This is a genomic window from Lysinibacillus sp. fls2-241-R2A-57 (assembly GCF_030209535.1).
Taxonomy (GTDB): Bacteria; Bacillota; Bacilli; order Bacillales_A; family Planococcaceae; genus Lysinibacillus.
In genome coordinates this window covers 17,516-36,296 of record NZ_JARVRU010000007.1, presented here as the reverse complement: position 1 = coordinate 36,296, position 18,781 = coordinate 17,516, and the positions used below count along the sequence as shown (strand labels likewise).

Annotated in this window: 23 protein-coding genes and 1 pseudogene; 7 read left to right on the top strand and 17 right to left on the bottom strand. The window is 35.7% G+C overall.

Features of this window, described 5'->3' with window-relative positions; genetic code table 11:
• Positions 1 to 170: 170 nt before the first annotated feature.
• Together QRN68_RS01940 and QRN68_RS01935 are read right to left on the bottom strand one after the other, a co-directional pair.
• Positions 171 to 1,493: a D-arabinono-1,4-lactone oxidase gene (locus QRN68_RS01940; protein WP_285394944.1), complete on the bottom strand. Its 1,323-nt coding sequence runs from the start codon at positions 1,491 to 1,493 to the stop codon at positions 171 to 173.
• On the bottom strand, positions 1,481 to 2,656 hold the full coding sequence (locus QRN68_RS01935) for an amino acid deaminase/aldolase (protein ID WP_285394943.1): 1,176 nt from the start codon (positions 2,654 to 2,656) through the stop codon (positions 1,481 to 1,483). Before QRN68_RS01935 ends, QRN68_RS01940 begins: the two co-directional genes overlap by 13 nt.
• A gap of 679 nt (positions 2,657 to 3,335) precedes the next feature.
• On the opposite strand from QRN68_RS01935, the pseudogene QRN68_RS27015 reads away from it, so the two are divergent.
• Both QRN68_RS27015 and QRN68_RS01930 read left to right on the top strand, forming a co-directional pair.
• A pseudogene (locus tag QRN68_RS27015) lies at positions 3,336 to 3,633 on the top strand (cysteine hydrolase family protein); the annotation flags it as partial.
• A 167-nt stretch (positions 3,634 to 3,800) separates the two neighbouring features.
• Entirely contained in the window at positions 3,801 to 4,058 is a 258-nt protein-coding gene (locus QRN68_RS01930) for a GlsB/YeaQ/YmgE family stress response membrane protein (RefSeq protein WP_285394942.1), read from the top strand.
• A 205-nt stretch (positions 4,059 to 4,263) separates the two neighbouring features.
• Here the strand turns inward: QRN68_RS01930 and QRN68_RS01925 are convergent, their stop codons facing one another.
• On the bottom strand, positions 4,264 to 4,962 hold the full coding sequence (locus QRN68_RS01925; protein WP_285394940.1) for a lytic transglycosylase domain-containing protein: 699 nt from the start codon (positions 4,960 to 4,962) through the stop codon (positions 4,264 to 4,266).
• A 169-nt stretch (positions 4,963 to 5,131) separates the two neighbouring features.
• Between QRN68_RS01925 and mscL the strand changes: the two genes are divergently transcribed.
• Positions 5,132 to 5,521, top strand: coding sequence for a large conductance mechanosensitive channel protein MscL (gene mscL / locus QRN68_RS01920; protein WP_285394939.1), 390 nt, complete (start codon positions 5,132 to 5,134; stop codon positions 5,519 to 5,521).
• Positions 5,522 to 5,605: 84 nt separating this feature from the next.
• Here the strand turns inward: mscL and QRN68_RS01915 are convergent, their stop codons facing one another.
• Positions 5,606 to 6,154 carry a Rossmann-fold NAD(P)-binding domain-containing protein gene (locus QRN68_RS01915; RefSeq protein ID WP_285394938.1) on the bottom strand — a complete coding sequence of 183 codons (549 nt, stop codon included), beginning with the start codon at positions 6,152 to 6,154 and terminating at the stop codon, positions 5,606 to 5,608.
• Between the two features lie 199 nt (positions 6,155 to 6,353).
• Here QRN68_RS01915 and QRN68_RS01910 point away from each other — a divergent pair, with 199 nt between their 5' ends.
• Together QRN68_RS01910 and QRN68_RS01905 are read left to right on the top strand one after the other, a co-directional pair.
• On the top strand, positions 6,354 to 7,469 hold the full coding sequence (locus tag QRN68_RS01910; protein ID WP_285394937.1) for a methionine biosynthesis PLP-dependent protein: 1,116 nt from the start codon (positions 6,354 to 6,356) through the stop codon (positions 7,467 to 7,469).
• Between the two features lie 2 nt (positions 7,470 to 7,471).
• Positions 7,472 to 8,632 (top strand): aminotransferase class I/II-fold pyridoxal phosphate-dependent enzyme, encoded by a 1,161-nt coding sequence (locus QRN68_RS01905; RefSeq protein WP_285394936.1) that lies wholly within the window; start codon positions 7,472 to 7,474, stop codon positions 8,630 to 8,632.
• An 82-nt stretch (positions 8,633 to 8,714) separates the two neighbouring features.
• Here the strand turns inward: QRN68_RS01905 and QRN68_RS01900 are convergent, their stop codons facing one another.
• Entirely contained in the window at positions 8,715 to 9,143 is a 429-nt protein-coding gene (locus tag QRN68_RS01900) for an NUDIX hydrolase (protein ID WP_285394935.1), read from the bottom strand.
• 69 nt (positions 9,144 to 9,212) lie between these two features.
• On the opposite strand from QRN68_RS01900, the gene QRN68_RS01895 reads away from it, so the two are divergent.
• Entirely contained in the window at positions 9,213 to 9,698 is a 486-nt protein-coding gene (locus QRN68_RS01895; RefSeq protein WP_285394933.1) for a GNAT family N-acetyltransferase, read from the top strand.
• A 48-nt stretch (positions 9,699 to 9,746) separates the two neighbouring features.
• Here the strand turns inward: QRN68_RS01895 and QRN68_RS01890 are convergent, their stop codons facing one another.
• The 10 genes from QRN68_RS01890 to QRN68_RS01845 form a co-directional block, all read right to left on the bottom strand.
• Positions 9,747 to 10,085, bottom strand: coding sequence for a cupin domain-containing protein (locus QRN68_RS01890; protein WP_285394932.1), 339 nt, complete (start codon positions 10,083 to 10,085; stop codon positions 9,747 to 9,749).
• Between the two features lie 232 nt (positions 10,086 to 10,317).
• Positions 10,318 to 10,791 carry a hypothetical protein gene (locus tag QRN68_RS01885; RefSeq protein ID WP_285394931.1) on the bottom strand — a complete coding sequence of 158 codons (474 nt, stop codon included), beginning with the start codon at positions 10,789 to 10,791 and terminating at the stop codon, positions 10,318 to 10,320.
• 17 nt (positions 10,792 to 10,808) lie between these two features.
• Complete coding sequence (locus QRN68_RS01880) at positions 10,809 to 11,684, bottom strand: YwqG family protein (protein ID WP_285394930.1); 876 nt, start codon at positions 11,682 to 11,684, stop codon at positions 10,809 to 10,811.
• Between the two features lie 145 nt (positions 11,685 to 11,829).
• Positions 11,830 to 11,982 (bottom strand): YpzG family protein, encoded by a 153-nt coding sequence (locus tag QRN68_RS01875; RefSeq protein ID WP_285394929.1) that lies wholly within the window; start codon positions 11,980 to 11,982, stop codon positions 11,830 to 11,832.
• A 71-nt stretch (positions 11,983 to 12,053) separates the two neighbouring features.
• On the bottom strand, positions 12,054 to 12,845 hold the full coding sequence (locus tag QRN68_RS01870) for a nucleotidyltransferase domain-containing protein (protein WP_285394928.1): 792 nt from the start codon (positions 12,843 to 12,845) through the stop codon (positions 12,054 to 12,056).
• A 206-nt stretch (positions 12,846 to 13,051) separates the two neighbouring features.
• On the bottom strand, positions 13,052 to 13,300 hold the full coding sequence (locus QRN68_RS01865; RefSeq protein ID WP_285394927.1) for a hypothetical protein: 249 nt from the start codon (positions 13,298 to 13,300) through the stop codon (positions 13,052 to 13,054).
• Entirely contained in the window at positions 13,293 to 13,796 is a 504-nt protein-coding gene (locus QRN68_RS01860; RefSeq protein WP_481817423.1) for an RNA polymerase sigma factor, read from the bottom strand. The genes QRN68_RS01865 and QRN68_RS01860 overlap by 8 nt, the downstream gene beginning before the upstream one ends.
• Positions 13,797 to 13,803: 7 nt before the next feature.
• A complete protein-coding gene (locus QRN68_RS01855; RefSeq protein ID WP_285394925.1) occupies positions 13,804 to 14,184 on the bottom strand; it encodes a group-specific protein in 381 nt (126 codons plus the stop codon).
• 8 nt (positions 14,185 to 14,192) lie between these two features.
• Positions 14,193 to 14,942, bottom strand: coding sequence for an ABC transporter permease (locus tag QRN68_RS01850; protein WP_285394924.1), 750 nt, complete (start codon positions 14,940 to 14,942; stop codon positions 14,193 to 14,195).
• Positions 14,939 to 15,661, bottom strand: a complete 723-nt coding sequence (locus QRN68_RS01845) for an ATP-binding cassette domain-containing protein (protein WP_285394923.1) — start codon at positions 15,659 to 15,661, stop codon at positions 14,939 to 14,941. Before QRN68_RS01845 ends, QRN68_RS01850 begins: the two co-directional genes overlap by 4 nt.
• Before the next feature lie 343 nt (positions 15,662 to 16,004).
• Between QRN68_RS01845 and QRN68_RS01840 the strand changes: the two genes are divergently transcribed.
• On the top strand, positions 16,005 to 16,592 hold the full coding sequence (locus QRN68_RS01840) for a hypothetical protein (protein ID WP_285394922.1): 588 nt from the start codon (positions 16,005 to 16,007) through the stop codon (positions 16,590 to 16,592).
• A 72-nt stretch (positions 16,593 to 16,664) separates the two neighbouring features.
• On the opposite strand, the gene QRN68_RS01835 is transcribed toward QRN68_RS01840, so the two are convergent.
• Both QRN68_RS01835 and QRN68_RS01830 read right to left on the bottom strand, forming a co-directional pair.
• Positions 16,665 to 17,768, bottom strand: coding sequence for a C45 family autoproteolytic acyltransferase/hydrolase (locus QRN68_RS01835; RefSeq protein WP_285394921.1), 1,104 nt, complete (start codon positions 17,766 to 17,768; stop codon positions 16,665 to 16,667).
• Positions 17,769 to 17,855: 87 nt separating this feature from the next.
• A complete protein-coding gene (locus QRN68_RS01830) occupies positions 17,856 to 18,704 on the bottom strand; it encodes a MerR family transcriptional regulator (RefSeq protein ID WP_285394920.1) in 849 nt (282 codons plus the stop codon).
• Positions 18,705 to 18,781: the final 77 nt, after the last annotated feature.

Below are 18,781 nucleotides of genomic sequence, written 5' to 3'. Positions count from 1 at the left end.
AAATAATCTAGCAAATTTTGAAATCGTTTTCATGCTGATTAAGCATCACTTTTATCTCGTTTTGATAAATATTTTGACATTTCGTTCAAATTTAAATTTTTTTAATAATCTTTCAAAAAATGTTTCAAATCCTTTAAAGGAGATTGAATAGCTATATAATGAAATAACGCTTACAGTGTGAATAATTTTCTTAAGTAGCCTGTAAAAAACACATGATCTGGATCATATTGACGACGAATCCCTAAAAATTTTTCGATATCTGGATATAGCTCATACACATAGTTAGCCGTTAAATGATTTTGTTTGCCCCAATGTGGTCGTCCTTTATATTTTTTCATCATCGTATGAACCCATTCAAAATAAGGCTCTTCCGGCATTCCTTTATACATGTGAAAGGCAATAAATGCTGATTCTTGTCCTTGGGTAGGACTTAAATAACCTGCTTCTCCTGCCGTTGTCCGACATTCTAACGGAAAATGTACATTAAAAATTCCTTTTTTAAAGGTTTCGTGTATCTCTTCCATACACGCCTCAAATTGCGCTAATGGAATAGCATATTCACTTTCTTGGAACTTTACACTACGTGGAGACGGATAAATTTCATAACTGATCCCCGTTTTCTCCCCTTCAACAACATTGGCTGCTGCTAATTTACTCATCGCACCACTTAACGAAGGCCTCCATTTACAAAGCTCTGAAATAGCATAAAAAGCACCATTCTCTACTATTTGAAGTTTCAAGGCTTCCATTCTCTTACTCCAATCACTCTGATAAACAGGTGCTACAGCATTCATGCGCTTCACTTGAATGGTTTCGCTACCAGGAAAATAAAACCACTCAACATGTCGATGCTGTCGAATATCTTCAGCAAATATCGCCAGCCCATTTTCTAAAGTATCTCTTGTGCCCACATAATGTAAGCTGTACAGCGGTATCACCTTGATTGTTACTTGCACAAGCACTCCAAGCAAGCCGAGTGAAACATGTAAAGCTTCCGATAAATCATCCATTCCTCTAATATGCTCTCTATACGTACCTGTACCATCTACAAAACCCCATTTTGTTACAGTTGAAGATAACGAACCAAGTGTTACACCTGTTCCATGGGTACCTGTTGACACCGCTCCAGCAATCGTTTGCTCCTGAATATCTCCCATATTCATAAGGGCAAAGCCATACTTTGCAAGTAATGGTCCTATTTCATATAAATACGTGCCAGCCGAAAATGTCGCTTCTTGCCTATCTTCATTCATAGCTATTAGCCCACGCATATTATGTAAAGAGAGTGCTATATGCTCAGGCATTGCAACAGCGCTAAAGGAGTGAGCCGCACCTGTTACACGAATCGTTTTTCCTAATTCACGTGCATGCTTCACGATATTTGTAACCTCTTCAATAGATTGAGGTAAGTACATCTCAGACGGATAAGAGATTACATTACCAGCCCAGTTCGTCCACTTCTCCCCATTACCCCACTTATCTATAGAAAACATTGTCCATTCCCCCTATAGGTTGTATAAGTTCCTATAAACTTGTCCCCTCTAATTCCATGTAACACTTGGAATCTTTCGCACAACTCACCAGCCTTAGCATGTCGAAAATATAGCGTGTCTCCCACATTGACTTTTTTACGCCTTACCTGAATCGGTGTCTGAACTTCTCCTGCTCCTTCTAAATTAAAATACGAAAAAAAGGTTGGTTCATAGAATACCGGTAATCGATCAGCACCGATTGCTCCTGACGCTGTATAACCTCCACCATGACAAACAACAATATTTTTTTCTGGTTTTCTTGTTACCCTTAAAGCAAATCCAGCTGCCTTTTCAAGCTGTAAATGGGTAAATTGGTCAAACAAAGCTGGTGCATAAAACGCAGAGCCAACCGTAATTTCTGTTACCTCTTTCTGTTGTGCGGTGTAGGCCATACTTCCTGAGCCTCCACCATTTACAAAACGCAGAGTTGGAAAATACGCTTTTATATGAGCAATAGCCAATCTACGAAACTGGGTAACTTGTTTTTTGGCTTGCAATTGCATTACTTCTATAATTCTCCCTTTAACAGCATTTGCTGGGCGATTACCGACTCCTGCAATTTGAGCTTCGTAGCCCATAGCTCCAACTACTTCAATAAATGATTGATTTTTAATATATTCAAGAAATGGTGTGAGTGACTCGAGTGAATGAAGTGAAGAGCGTTTTGTACCAAAATAAAGAACTTTAAAATCATTGGAAACATTAATATCAATGCATACCCTCACAAGAACGCCTAGCTCTTGCCCTAGCTCAGCCAAAAATTTTATATGTTCCTGCTTATCCACCATAAAAGTGACCGTTTTCCCCGCCTTTACAAAATGTAATAACTGTCGAACAGTAGCTTCTTCCATCACTGGGTACCCTAGTAGCAAATCATCAAAATGCTGTTGAAGTAAAAAAATTGTTTCTGCCGCTGTAAACGTCATAAATCCAGTCACATTTGGGAGGTTTTTTTGTAAATAACGTAACATTTCCACAGAACGAACTGATTTCGTCGCAATACGAATATTTTTCTCTCCACAAGAGTTGTGTACAGTTGTAATATTGTTATCCAGTGCATCAAAGTCCAACCAAGCAAATGGTCGCTCTAGTTCACGGAACGCTCGATCAAATCTAGTTGTCATTCTATCACCCCTCTATTTGTACTATATGTCCTCTATGCAAATTCCCTCAAGACAATAAAAAACAACCGTGGACACAATAACATTTGCCTTCACGGTTGTTTTAGAATTGGACTAGCATTTAACTCACCTTTCTATTTTATTTGAGAGATTAAGAGGCGAATAAAAATTCCGCCGCAAAGTTTAACATTACTAGAAGATGTAAGCCTGCAATAAGAAATCCTTGTCGATTTAAACGTTTCATAGCTGTCATATTCATATTGAACACTCTCCTTTTTTCACATTATACTCTCAGAAAAACCAATTTTCAAACTATTCTTAATATTAAATTTGAATCATTTTTCTGACAAACAGGCCCAAATATGGCATGATAAAAGCGAAATTATACCTATAAGGAGAGTGGAAACGTTGAAAAAGGCTCTATTAGTTGTAGATTATATGTATGATTTTGGAGCTAATGATGGAAAACTAAAATGGTGAGCCCGGTCAAGCATTATTAGATCAATTTCGTATTTGCGTCTGGAGGCTTTATCTTCATTCAATTGATATTTGGATATACACAAAAGCAACTGCATTCAACTCAAACCTCTAGAAATAGGAGACTCTGCTCGAATGAAAATAAAAAGATCTCATCCTTAATTTGAATATTTATTGCTAAGAACGAATTTGTTTTTTTTCGAATGATTTACATGAGGAAGATGATCCATTTCATCCTGAATCAAAGTTATTTTCACCTCATAAAGTTCGCGGCACTAAAGGACGCTGTTTTTGGTGAAATCTATAACAACAAAAAAGTTTTTTGGCTCGATAAAACTCGATATAGCGCATTTACTGAGAAAGAGGTATCAAAGAAATTCATTTAGTGGCGTTTGTACTGATTTTATATTTTACATACTGAAGTTGATGCCTATAATTTGAGCATTTCAACGGTTGTTTATGCAAATGGTGTTGCAAGTTTTGATGATGTAGGTCATGAATAGGCATGACGTCATTTTGAGCATACGTTAGGCGCAACAGTTGTTAAGTCATAAAAACCATTTCGCAAAATTGTAATGATTACCAAAGAAGCTAGACGCGTTTAATCTGTTCCTTTCAGGGCATAACTAAGCAATCGCCATTATATCTTAAGTTTAAGGAGATGAAAAAAATGATTAGCTTCATTTGGTATTTAATCATTGGCGGGCTTTTAGGTTGGTTAGCAGGCGTCATTTTAGGTAAAGATGTACCTGGCGGCGTCATCGGGAATATTGTTGCAGGGATTGTCGGTTCTTGGATTGGTAGTATGGTTCTTGGTAACTGGGGTTGGCGAGTTAGTAATTTTTACGTATTCCCAGCATTAATTGGTGCTATCGTGCTGATTTTCATTGTAAGCTTTATTTTAAAAAGTATGCACAAAGCAACCTAAATATGTAATAAAGAGCCATCTTTTTTGATGGCTCTTTATTTGTTATTGAAAATTATTGTAGCTCTTCGACAAAACGAAGGGTGATTCTGGAGCGTTCGATGAGCCGCTGATCCCCCAGTTTTTTACTTAGGGCATGTCAAATCTAATTAATAGTGATACAACAATAAACTTTTCTGATGTAGAATTTTTTTTTGTTCCAGCCTCTTTATTTTTCCGTATTTAAAAGGACGACTTCTTTCAGTTCATCATGATAATCATTATATAAATTGAAATAATATAACACCTTTTCAACATATTCATCACTGTGATTGTACTGAAAAACAGCTCCCTTCACATCACCATTTGCTGCACCATTTTTCGATAAATAATTCGCTGCACTAAATATAGCGTCCTCAATATCATAAGGATCTGCCAGACCATCTCCGTTAGCATCTACACCAAATCCACCATATTTTTTTATTGATACTGGATTCATTAATTCAGCCTTCGGTATATCCCCTTTTCCTAATCCTGAGCAGGAAGGATGTTGCCAACCTACAAATGTACAAGGCATAAATTGCAGATGTCCTTCTGCCCCGGCTGGTGATACAAGTGATTTCATTGAGGAGAAGCGTGTTTCAACTCGATGATGGGCGGCAAGTAATGTCCAAGGTACACCGTATTTCTCTTCTGCCGCTACATAAACAGGAATATATTGCTCAGGAATTTCCATATCGAAATTTTGTTGAATTTCTTCTATTGCCTTTTCTTGCTCTAGTTTTTCAAATATCGGTAATGTTTGTAGCTCCTTCCATGCAAAAAAAGCGAATACATAAACAATTATCGCTATTGGTATTAATAATGCTATCATGCCCAATTGGGCGGAAGGCGATAGCATCGGTTTTTTCTTCTTTTTTTTCGCCATATGTCACACCTAATCTTGTATTCTATTTCTATATTACCAAAATTTTCGTTTTATGTCGTAGCCTTTTTAGTATATGATTACCAATATTTTAATAGTTGAAATGAAAGGGAAAAATATAGTAAAATATAATTCGATTATTTTATAAGGATAAAAATAGGAGGAATTTATTTTGTGGAAAGACTTTAAAGAGTTTGCTATGAAAGGCAATATTGTCGATCTAGCAGTGGCAGTAGTAATTGGTGGTGCTTTCGGTAAAATTGTTACCTCCTTAGTTGAAAATATCATTATGCCATTAGTTGGTGTTTTAACTGGTGGTATTGATTTGACAGAGAGCTTTGTATATGGCTCAGGTACTGCTCAAGTAAAATTAGGTGTATTTTTACAGTCAATCATTGACTTTTTAATTATTGCCTTTGCAATTTTCATGGCATTAAGAATTATGACAAAGCTAACTCGTAAAAAAGAAGAAGCTGTTGTGGAAGAGCCGGCACCAAAATTAGATGCTAAAGAAGAGCTTCTAAAAGAAATTCGAGATTTATTAAAAAAAGAGCAAGCTTAAACTATACTGAAAAGAATCTGTCTAATTTCCCTTGGATAAACCGAGGAAATAGGCAGATTCTTTTTGTTTAATAGATTTATTTCTTTAAGGACGCAAATTCCATGGTTCAAACACACCCACATGTTTTTCTGGTATTTCTTGTTGTATTGCATCGATAATTCCTTGTGCAATTTCATTATTTGTTAGCCATCTTGAGGAGTTGTTGCTTTCTATAATAAATCCAAGTTTTACCTCTCGATAAATTATACTACAAGGTAAATAACTTTTTGTACGGTCATTATTTATGTAAGAGCTACTCCCTTTTATATGGTATAAAATCACATTTTTTGTGTTAGGAATTGCTTGGAAAAGTGACTCCCAAATTCTTTTATCAGAACCATGAATCCAAGCAATAATACAATCAAATGATCCATTAGTTTGCTGAGACTCTATTAATGCTAATTTAAAGCTATTGTAATTCGTATAATCCACTCTTAAAGGTGACAATTTCGAATCATTTTTAACATCATTTATCAAACTTTGCATTTTCTTTTGTTGTCTCCCAATAACGGTTACATGATTACCTTGCTGTAGAAGCCATAAAGAAACATCCTTTAGCATTCCTGTTCCTCCAATTACAAGCCAATTCCTCATTTAACTCTCCTCCTTTTTACATATCCTACTATTCCTAGGTGATTTCCTACAAATAATATCACCAATTTTCTGAAATCATCTTGTTCTTCTTTAGTATACATGTTAAATTGATAACAATTATTTAGAATATGGGAAATGTGGTCTAGTATTTCAGGATATTTTGCCTGCCCGATATTATAATGAAGAAAAGAGTGACGACATGACAAACAACAGAAGTATTGAAACAAAACTTGTACAACTTGGGAATTTAAGTGATCCGAGAACAGGCGCTGTTAGCCCACCAATTCATTTATCGACAGCTTACAAACACACTGGTATTGGTGAATCCACTGGTTTTGATTATGCACGTACCAAAAATCCAACTCGTGCCCTATTAGAAGCGGGAATTGCTGATTTAGAGGGTGGAGATATGGGCTTTGCCTGTAGCTCTGGCATGGCAGCCATTCAACTAGTTCTATCGTTGTTTAAGCCTGGTGATGAATTAGTTGTACCTGATGATTTATATGGAGGTACATATCGACTTTTTAATTTCTTCGAAGAGACATACAATATTAAGCCTGTTTACTCTAAATTTGAATCAGTTGAGCAGGTAGAAGCATTAATCAATGACAATACGCGTGCTCTTTTCATTGAAACGCCAACGAATCCGCTTATGCAGGAATTTGATTTGCAAGTGTATGCTGAATTAGCTCACAAGCACGGTGCGTGGTTAATTGTTGATAATACGTTCTATACACCATATTTCCAACGCCCCATCGAATTAGGTGCTGACATTGTCATTCATTCTGCTACTAAATATATAGGCGGACATAATGATGTGTTAGCTGGTTTAGTTGTCGCAAAAGGTGCTGAATTAGCAGAACGTATTGGCTTTATTCATAATGGTAGCGGGATGGTATTAGGTGCGATGGATTCCTGGTTGCTTATTCGTGGCTTAAAAACGATGCATCTTCGATTAAAGCAGCACGATGCGAACGGTAAAGCAATTGCTGCCTATTTAGAAGAAGAAGAACTTGTGACAGACGTGCTATACACAGGAAAAGGTGGCATGCTTTCATTCCGCTTGAAAAAGGCTGACTGGATTGACCCATTCCTTCGTAACTTGAAGTTAATTACCTTTGCTGAAAGCCTTGGTGGTGTTGAAAGCTTTATTACGTATCCTGCTACTCAAACACATGCAGATATGCCTTATGAAGAACGTATTGAACGTGGTGTTTGTGACCGATTATTGCGCTTCTCTGTTGGCGTTGAAGAGGCTGAAGATTTAATTGCGGATTTAAAACAAGTATTCGATATCCTTAGAAAAGAGGCTTAAAGATGAAGCAACATATTGAAACAAGCCTAATTCACGCAGGAGTTCGTGACGGCTATGAAAATAAAAAAGGTGCAGTCAATGTGCCTATGTATTTATCATCTACTTTCCATCAAGAGAGTATCGATGAATTTGGTGAATATGACTATGCTCGTTCTGGTAACCCTACACGTGATGCACTAGAAAAAGCAGTCGCAGAGCTTGAAAGCGGAGTACGTGCCCATGCATTTTCTTCTGGAATTGCAGCTGTATCTGCAGCATTAATGCTATTATCTCAGGGTGATCATATGGTCATTACGGAGGATGTTTATGGAGGAACATACCGCTTCGTCTCCAAAGTTTTACCACGCTTCGGTATTTCCCATACTTTCGTTGATTTCACAGATTTAGAGGCGGTTGAAGCAGCCATTACACCAGCTACAAAACTGCTCTATATGGAAACACCGTCAAATCCGACACTTGGCATCACAGATATTCGCGGAATTGTTGCTCTAGCCAAACAGCATCATTGCTTAACATTTTTAGACAATACTTTTATGACACCTTTACACCAACGTCCACTTGAGCTAGGTGTCGATGTTGTTATTCATTCTGCTACAAAATTTTTATCTGGGCACTCTGATATTATTGCAGGATTGACAGTAACTGCTGACGAAAAGCTTGGTCAGGATTTATACTTTATCCAAAATTCATTCGGCAATATATTAGGTGTGCAGGACTCCTTTACACTATTGCAAAATATTAAAACAACAGATGTGCGTTATGGTCGTTCTGCTGAGTCGGCACAAAAGATTGCGGAGTTTTTAGCTGCAAATCCACTTGTTGAGCAAGTATACTACCCAGGGCTTGCCTCACATCCTGGCTATGAGATTCATCATAATCAGTGCACGAGTGCAGGCGCAGTTCTTTCTTTCCGCCTACCAAGCTATAAAGAGGCAAAAGCACTTGTAGAAGCGATGAAAATTCCAGTTTTCGCTGTCTCTCTTGGTGGCGTTGAATCGATCTTATCCTACCCTGCTAAAATGAGTCATGCAGCAATGGAGCCTGAAGAGCGTGAAAAACGTGGAATTACGGATGGACTATTACGTTTTTCAGTTGGTCTTGAGCATGTTGACGATCTAATTGCAGATTTTGCTCAAGCATTAGAGGTTGCCGCAAAAGCTTAGAAAAATTGACAAAACAACCGCGTCTCTTATATTGAGAGACGCGGTTTTGTTCAATTAAATACAGCTTTTAAATAGATAACAATCAATTCTTCACACGAGCCAATACTCGATACAAATAATCTCCATGTCCTTGAGCTAATGTCACTTCATGCTCGTCTGAAATCCAGTAAAATGAAAACACAAAACCTGACTCGTTTTCACCTGTAGGACAATGCTGCCATGTATCTCGTTTTTCCTTCGTAGTTAAATGATAAAAATAACGTTTTTGTAGAACCCCTGAATGGTGATTAAAATAATCTTGGGCAATTAACCCGTTAACTGTTAAATCGAATAAACCTGTCTCTTCAAACATCTCTCGGGTTACAGCCTCTTGCGGTGTTTCCCCTTCTTCTACCGTGCCTTTAGGAATTTGAATTCCTACTCCTTCTGTATTTTGCTCAAATACTAGCACTTGTAACTGCCCCTCATGCTCCCTCGTAATATAGCCAAACGCTTTTTCAACAACTTGCATGAAGTCATCCCCCTTCGAGTTATTTAATGTTACAATAAATAAAAAAATTGGAATTGCAGGTAAAAAGTGTTGACATTAATTATACGACAGATGCAAGAGAATGACATCATTTTTGTACAAGAAATTGCCAAGAAAAGCTGGCACAAAACATACGAGGGAATCATTCCACGTAACATCCAAGATCGATTTTTACAAGCTGCTTATAGTTACGATCGATTGAAACTACGTCTAGAAAGTAGTCCATTTTTAGTTGCTATATTTGAAGAGTCGGTAGTAGGCTTTGCAAATTTTTCTAATGTGGTTAATGGTGTGGCTGAACTATTCGCAATCTATTTACTACCTGAAACACAGGGCAAAGGTATTGGTACAGCACTCTTACAAGAGGGTATCAACATGTTTCCAGATTTAACGTCAGTTATCGTTTGTGTAGAGAAAGAAAATACAATTGGTATGAATTTTTATCAAGCAAAAGGCTTTTTGAAAATAGAGGAATTTGATGACGTTTTCGATGGGCATATATTAAAAACAGTTAAACTCGGCTTAACAATAGAATAACGGAGCTACAATCTACTCCGTTACTCTTGATGATTTAATTTATGTAATCTATGCAAGATTGATATGCTCGGATTGGATGACTAATGCTGTTAACCCTGTATGACTCCCAGATTCATGCGCCTCTCCTGTTTGCCAAAGTACACCGTCTCCAGTTTTTATACTTACTTTCTCTTTATCTTTACCACAAATCCATCCCTCACCCTGAATAACAATAAATAACTGTGGGACTGGCGCCTCGTGCATTCCAACAACACCACCTGGCTCTATATAGATGAAGCCAATATTAGTAGGTTCCACCGTTTTCATGATTTTCGTATAAAAAGAATTCATTGATTGATAATTATTAATTTGATTGGCCAACTCTTGTGTGAATTTATATATTTTCATGTAATTTGTATGCTCCTTTCTATTAAAACTCACAATTATTATTAGTGAGACTCATCACCATAACGTGTGGTTGATTTTCTGGAGTCGCCCAGTCGGAACGAAGATCAACTAATTTACAGGGCATATATGTCATCCACAATTTTTGGTGATGAGCTATTTACGAATCATTTTATACATTAGAACATCATCTATATAGTCATTGTCATGTAGCTTATTTTCAAAGCTTACGATTCTACAACAGATGCTCGACATCATCATAGGTTAGTCGGAATATTTTTGTATCAGGTGTAATACTCATAAAATACTCTTGTACGTTTTCTAATCCGAATTGCTGTTCAAGAGTTGACCATTCAGCAGGTGTTAGGAAAACAAAGCCTAATGTATCTGAACCTCTTGATTCCATCCACATGCGTATTTCATAATCAGGCTGTAAAATCTCGTTTAAGGCAATGATAGTTGGATCACAACTATCATCAGCATCCATCACTACAAGGGATTTTTTATCACCATAGATGATATAAAATTCAACACCTCTCTCATTGTCTACAACATACTCATACGTCAGCTTCCCTGTGTTTAAGCGTTTCTCGCTATAATGGACAATATCAGCATTGTCTTCACGCCAGTCAATCCAAAAAACATGTTCCGCTAATTTTTCATCATCAGTATTCGTTAAATAGTCTTGAATAAATGTACTATCTCGCATTCCATCACCCTCCTCCGTTAAAAGCACTGTAAAACAACCCATGCTTTATCAAATTGTTTATTTTTACAATCTTCCTCACGAATCCAGAAGTATAATCTGCCACTATCGCCCCACATAAACCCTAGTTCATCCTCCGAATCAATTTGGAGTAATAATCGCCAATCAGTCGCTCCTGCCTCTAATTCCTTTCGTAATGGATCGCTATAACCTGTTGAGTCGCCACAATATAAGCCATTTGTTACCAGTTGACATTCCAAATACATGTCACCCTGAATCGCATCTGGATAACCATCTATGCGATGAGTAGCCCTAGAATCATCTATCTCCATCCACTCGTATTCAAAATCACTATAGCTATCAGCCTCCTCTTCGCTTAAAATTTCTTGTAAATACATCGAGTATGGCGAGTCCCATGATGGAAGTGTCCATTCATTTTCAAATTGTAGCGCCGCGCTGTCGATGTTACCATGCTCGTGTAATGATGCGGGAATTTCCATTCTATTCAGGCTACTAGTCTCTTGAGAGAAATAGAAAACTTTAAAGCCATCATGATCTTTCGGGTCGTATCCCCAAGGTTGCTCGACAGCATCATAGAAAAAGGACAGCACACCTTCCGAAGGTAATAAGCTGTTTGTATCATTAGGCTTGATTTCTATTAGATTTAGTTGGCAAAGAAAATACAACGGTCTATTGTCGTTTGTATGTGGCCATGAGAAATCAGATGGTACATCCGGACAGCCACCCATTTTTGAGCTGCCAATCTGAATTTTTTCTTCAGATATTTGGTTTACCATCATTCGAATGGATTCTTTTGCGAGAGGTAATAATTCCTCCGCTTTATGCGCTAAGCCAAATTCCTTTAATCCCTTTTTTAGTTTTTCTACTTTGCTCATTTCCTTTCCCCTCCTAAAATCTCGTATTTTTTTCATATATATTCATTTTACCAAAACAAAAATAAAAACCCTATAATTTAACAATACACAAAAGAAAAACCCAGAATACGTTCTGGGCTTGATGACACTTACTTTTCTAGCATGATTAAAACTGTCGGGCTCTTGCTTCACTTCTCAAGAGACGGTTATGGAGTGTGATCTCCGTTTCACCGTTAACTTGAGATTTTGAGTGCTTAATCCTTGACCAGTTGCGGTGGATTTTTTGAGATTTTGGGTCTAAATGTTCAAACCTACTCATTCGCGCCATCCTCCTCATCAATATAGATTTCATAAGTGAAACCTTTTTTAGTATGACCTTGCAAGTAAAAATTATTCTTTTCCCCATACTTCTTGCAATGTACTTCTAAATAACGCATCTAATTTTTGTGTAGGATCATCCACTTTGACATTTAAATTTTTACAGTAAGTCTCAATATGCTTTAATTCTTTATCTAAATACTCATTAATACTTTCAATACGCGGTTCCATATTTAGCTCTTCTCCAGCTATTTTTCTCTTTAAAAGTTGCTCAATGTCCGTTTTTAAAGGGCCGTCAGAGATTATTTCATTTAATAATTCTTGAAAATCAATTGGTGGTACCGTTTGGTTTTTTTCAATCCACTTACATGCCAATACCGGTCTTAGTACATAGAAATATTTTTTTATTTTAACTTCTGAACTTTGCAAATATTCCCGATAGTTGTTTTTAGCCATATTTAAATAATGGTATAAGCTTGCGTTTGGATAAAATACTTCTTTTTCCAATAATCGTACATTGTCAATAAATGAATATTGCTGCTCATAAACAATATTGCTTCGTAACCATTCTAAAAGCGGTGGATTACTTTTGCGAAAAAGCCTTAATGCTTTTGTTATTTCCCACCCACTAATATCTAATAAATCATTGATAGGCACTTCAATGACATCTCTCTTAGCACCTATTCCTTGTGGATCGATAGCAAGGTACCACTGTGGTTGATGAATATATATGAAACGAACATCATAATCACTGTCTTTAGAAGGAAATCCCCAAGCTCTACTACCTGATTCTACTGCATATAAAATTTTTATTTGATACTCTTTTTCAATTTCTTTTAATTTATTTAGTATAATTTCTTTCATTTAATACACCACTTTCCAAATTCCACTATTTAGATGAGATTTTTAAAACAGTTCGTATCAACATTTTAAAACCTTCAAAGCACCTACAACTATAATAAACCACCCGTATATCACCTGCAAATAGACAATAATTGGTATTCTTTTATTCATTAAAAATACCACAACCGAGTGATTGTGGCAGTGAGAATTTTAATAATTCATCGCGTTTATTGCAATAAAATTTGAAGAATTGTAATACATACAGCCGCAACTATGGGCACTATTTTTAAAGAGGTGTAGCCGACTGAAGATGTACATATTGGCTCTAACGGATCCTTCGTTGGTGAAGCTAAATATTGAAGAAAACGTTGCCAGCGACTTTTCTTGTATGTCATTAGCTGCTTAGGAATCTCCACTTTATCGCGATCTAAGCTGTCTTTTAACCATGGTTCCTTTTGAAATTCATCCTTAAGCATCGAAATCCTCCTTTAGCTCTTCCTTTAAAGTCCTTATCGCATTATGTAGCCTTGATTTAACTGTGCCAAGTGGAATGGACAAAATTTGTGCAATTTCCTCCTGTGGCAAATCATGATAGTAAACGAGCAAAATAACAGCTCGTTGCTTTTCGGGTAATTGAAGTATCGCTTCTTGTATCGTTAATTTCTCGTCAGCAGACATTCGATGACTGGTCGTCGGTACTAAAAACGGAAAGAGCGTGCGCCATTTTTTGCGCCGATTTAATTTATTAATCATTAAGCGATAAGCAATTTGAAATAAAAATGCTTTCACCGTTCCCTTTTGCTGATCAAAATCTTCTTTTATATATTGTAAACGCTCAAAGGTATCTTGCACAATATCAATGCTTAGCTGATCTTCCCGAGTATAACGAAACAAAAAGCAGTACAATGGCTCATACAAACGACTATAGAGCTGTTCAAAGCCCTCGACTTCGCCGTTTTTATAGGCCTCCATCCACTCCTCATTGCTCATCATCTAGCTCATCCCCCCAATGAGCCTTAATGGACTTTAATGTTATGGACACACGTGAAACTAAGTATCCAACTATTACAATGACCCATGCTGACGATTGATTTGCAAAAAACTGCATATATGGATTTTCGATTGTTTGAGAGGAAGTCAAAAGTATGAAAACTGCCTGCACACAAAGTATTGTATAAATGGCTAAAACGAGCGTTAACGTATCAAATACATTCCAACGTAAATAAATTGTTGTTTTTTTATAATTAATTTTTCCATTTTCGCGTACAACATATTTTTTATCCATCGGGATTGTAATTCCCAAAATAATAATACTCCAAATACCAACTACAATAAAAGATACGATAAATCCAATTCCCATAAAATCACCTACTTACTGGTATATATTTTTTTAGCGATGGCTGCTAACACCAAGCTAAGAATTGTTAAAATCATAAAATACTGATATTGTGGAAGCCAAGTTTCGCCTATTAAATTTAAAGACACTTGCAAGCTATCAAATAAATATAGCATCGGGTTCCAGATTAAGAAAATAAAATAATCCTGGGGGTTTTTTTTCGCTAATGTTAAAAACATCGTTGACATTTGTATTGAAAACATAAATATCAACATAATCGGTTGCAACATACTTGTGGCCACTCTTTCATTTTTAAATAGACCAGCCAATATAAAACTCAATGGATATAATGCCAATAACACAAAGTTACTCATTAAAATAATTAGCAAAAATGAAGATAATGAAATATCAATAATAAAAAAGTAGCCAACGAGTAGTAACACTAAGAATAGATTTAATAAAGTAAAAACACCGATTCCCATTCCTATAAAGTAAGTGTGTGGCTTAATGCCTGTACGCTGCACCCATTGGAGGGTTTTATTGGCTTTCATATCTGTTAAATAGATTGTAGCATTGGAAAAACAAAAGAAGAAGATTAACATTATTATAGAAATCGGTAAAAACTGACCTTTAATCAAAAAATTAAATGATTCATCAGTCATCGCGCTTTTAGCAAAAAATGATATACCCAAAAAGATATAAGCTGGTAACAAATTTCCAAAAGCCATCCCTAGACTACGAATATTTTCTAACATATACATGCGTGCAATTTGCTTTATCATCCTGCTCTTCCTCCTAAAATTTGGCCTGTCACTTCATAGTAGAGACCTTCGATTCCTGGCAACTTCGCCTCTGCGTATTTTCTATAAAGTTCATCCTGTGTGCTATTTTCAATGAGTTTTCCGTCTTTTAAAATCACTACATAATCAAATAACGATTCTAATCCTGCTACCTCATGGCTAATAATAATAATCATTTTGTTACGTTGACGAATTTCATGCTGTAAGTAAAACATCAATTGCTTTTTCTTCGTTAAATCTAAATCAGCAAACGGCTCATCTAAAATGATAATTGGTTTATTTAATAAAAAAGAAAGGAAAATCGATACTGCTTTTCGCTGACCGCCTGACGCATTTTTCAACAAGATGTGGTCATAAGTTGGTAACCCTAATATTTCATAAAGCTCTCCCAAATCAACCTGATTGTTGGTCAATGTAGAAAAAAGTGCCATCACTTCACGAATTTTAAGATGTTGATAACTCGAAAAAAATTGGTATTGCAACGCTACTTGCTCATGCACATGTAGCGACGAATCATTGAATAAAATGGAACCTCCATCAGGTTTTTCATCTCCAGCTATGCATTTTGATAACGTAGATTTCCCTGCTCCATTCTGACCCAACAATAAATAGCAATAACCCATTTTAAATGTGGCAGACACACCATCCAAAACGTTCACACCATTATAATTTTTCACAAGATCCTTCACAATAAGCTCCAAAACAAACCCTCCCTGTTTTATATGTTCACTGACTATACAAACGGGGATTGTAAAAGGTTCATTTTATTTTAAAAAAAATGAAATTAAATTATATGTTTCTATAAAATGATTTTTTATGTAAAATAAATAATAATTGGTAATTTAGGAAATGCAGAAATTTATCATCATAACGTGAAGTCATTTTCTGGGTATACATGGCAAACGTTTTAACAAATGTTCGATTAGAATTCACCCATTAATATCCTATTGACTATGGTATTTCGCAACGAACAAAACTAAAATTGGACCTATAATATTTTTATAGCACGAATAATAGAAAACTATTTTAAAGGGAGTTACATAAGTGAGCGATTTTAAAGAACTTAAGTATTTTTTGGGGCCACATTTTGGTCCAGGGATTGGCTGGGAGCTAATCGAGCACGCTGTTATTGATCATAGAAAACTAAGTAGAGAAGAACGTTCCAAATTTAAAGAAGAACTTCTTCATATAAAACAACTGTTAGAACAAAATCAGTACGATAAAATACAACAGATTATTGACAAGAATGATTTAGAAAATACAAAGCTTTATGATATAAAAAAAATACAAAGATTTATTGATGAAATCTTACCTATTATTGAGAAATATGAATATAAGGAAGATATCCCCTATGTACCTTTTAAAGCGTTAAACTATTTATTTGATACCGTTATTATCCCAACTAAAACATTGTTATCTTTTGACTTTATTGTTATAGATATAAAAAGAGAAGGCGATACATTTATTCATCATATTTTGCAGGATTTACAATATGTAAAAAAAGTCTTTATGGAGAAAGATGAAATTAAAATTCAAAAGTTACTCCAACTTGCAAACGAAAAAGAAGTTTATATTCTAGACTCCCAATATAGAGATGAATTTATCCAAGTCGTAACGAACGAATTAAGTTAATGAACAAGAAAGTCCTTTGATTAGCTTGCCTTACATCATAAAAGACCTCTCATCAGAAAGGTCTTTTCTTGTTTAGGATTTAATTATTTTCCAAAATTCTGTTCCATAGCTTTTGTTACAAAATTCAACAGGTATTTGCGTTTTCGCAAAGTTGTCGCCTACGCCTATTTTATTAACTTGATTTTGTAACGGCGAGCCAAATGAAAACTCCAGTTGCAAATCAGTAAGGTTAAGTAAAATTGAATGCACTGTTCCAAAGCCTTCTTTGTAATTATGAACTGCTAACCCTTTAGGAAACTCTGTTAAAAGTAGTTCTTGGATTTCATCTATAGATCTTTTTCCGTTTTCCTTACATTTTTTCTCTAAAATATCGTATCTTAGCTGAGAATGCTCGAGCTTGCCTGGCTCCTTCTCCTGTATTGTCGGAAACAGTCCATGGTTAGTTGCAATAAGATAATCTAATTCTGCACGCTTTATTTCTCTTACACCGTCGTATGTTCCAATCAAAGCTGCGTCGCCACTTGCATCAGCTATTAGTAAATTCATATTCGTTCCGATCGGCATATTGTTAACCGTATAAATAGCTTCTTCAACATTTTTACAATTTTCTAATAGAGTTCTGACGATAACCATAAACTGTAAGCCAGGTACTACCGGTGGTCTCATGCCAGGATAATTACCAATGGGCATACCACACGATGCAAATGCAACGCATAGCCCCTTGTCATTTAAACCTTCGCTCCGACCGAATGTGGAAACAGAAAATCCTGTATGAGTATATTTCCCTTCTACATTTGTTGTACATAAGCGCATATCTGAAATATTAGGTGATAGATCATAATTTCTTAAAACATATGTTTTACCATCAGCCATTTTCCCTGGTAAAATAGCCCCTAAACTACACCCTCCAGGAATTAACCACGCATTTTGATAAAAATTTAGTTGTTCAGGCGCATAACCAAAGCCTTCTGCAAATCCTTCCAATTCTTTATTTAAACCTGGGCAATACTGCTCTATTTGTGCTTTCATTTCAAAATAAGTGTTGTTCGAAATTAGTTTTTCCGTAAAGAATAACGATTTTGCAAAAGGGTTATTTTGAAACTCTCCCGCTTGTTGTTGTCCTATCTCGTATGAACTACCTTGAAGAAATGCAAACTGTCCTGTATTTGTTTTCATCGATATACCCCATTCTATATTTAAGTAGCAAGACATTTCTTATCTTGCTAAATACAGAATAAAGTCTCCATCTACTGGAGAGTTTAGCTAGTTTCTTATTTTCACAAATATTTTTGTCAAAAAATCATTTGGATGTAGCCCAATATTTGGTTTAATATTAATTGGATTTACTACTTCAGTTGGGATTAAGCCCTTTATATACTGCTCCATAAATGTCCCTTCTGCCTGAAGAGCTTGCTCAGTCAGCCATTCCTGCAAGCGACTATAGCCAAAATGTAACTCTGAATACGGTCCCTTTACATTGATACAAGCATAGATGCCTTCTGGTATTACTTTAATATGCTCTGCAAGTTGAGTTGCTTTTAACGGCAACAGTAGTTCAACATCCGCTATATTTTGCTTCCTGTGCTGTTGATGAAAAATTGCAGTTAGCTCCCCTTCTATCTCTAATTGATACGCATATATTCGTTCAAATAATTTTTGAACTAGCCTATCCATGTCCATTACATTAATCTTTTCACGGATGGCAAGCACCTGAATTTTTGGTCGTTCTTCTATGTAACAACTTGATAATATTGGCTTTGGATTAAACATTTCAGTGTTCCTAATAGAATTTTTTACATGGACAATATTTTGAATTTGTTCAGCAATTATTTCTTGTTGATGCTCTAATTCCAGAACTTTTTTATGTAATCTTAGCTCTAAATCTTGCCAATCATTTTTTCCTTTCATAATCTGTTCAATCTCTTTTAATGAAAAATGACAATTTTTTAGTACCTGAATCGTATTCAGTTCTTTCATTTTATCGTAATCAAAATAACGATAGCCGGTCACTTCATCTATAAAAGATGGTTTGAGTAATCCTATATCACTATAGTAACGAATAGTTTTTACAGGAACATTACACAGGTTCGAAAATTTCCCAATGCTATACATAAAAACACCTTCTTTTTAAATAGTTACATGTGCTATGTCATTCATTTTAAATGAATTAAAATAAACCTCTCCTTGCT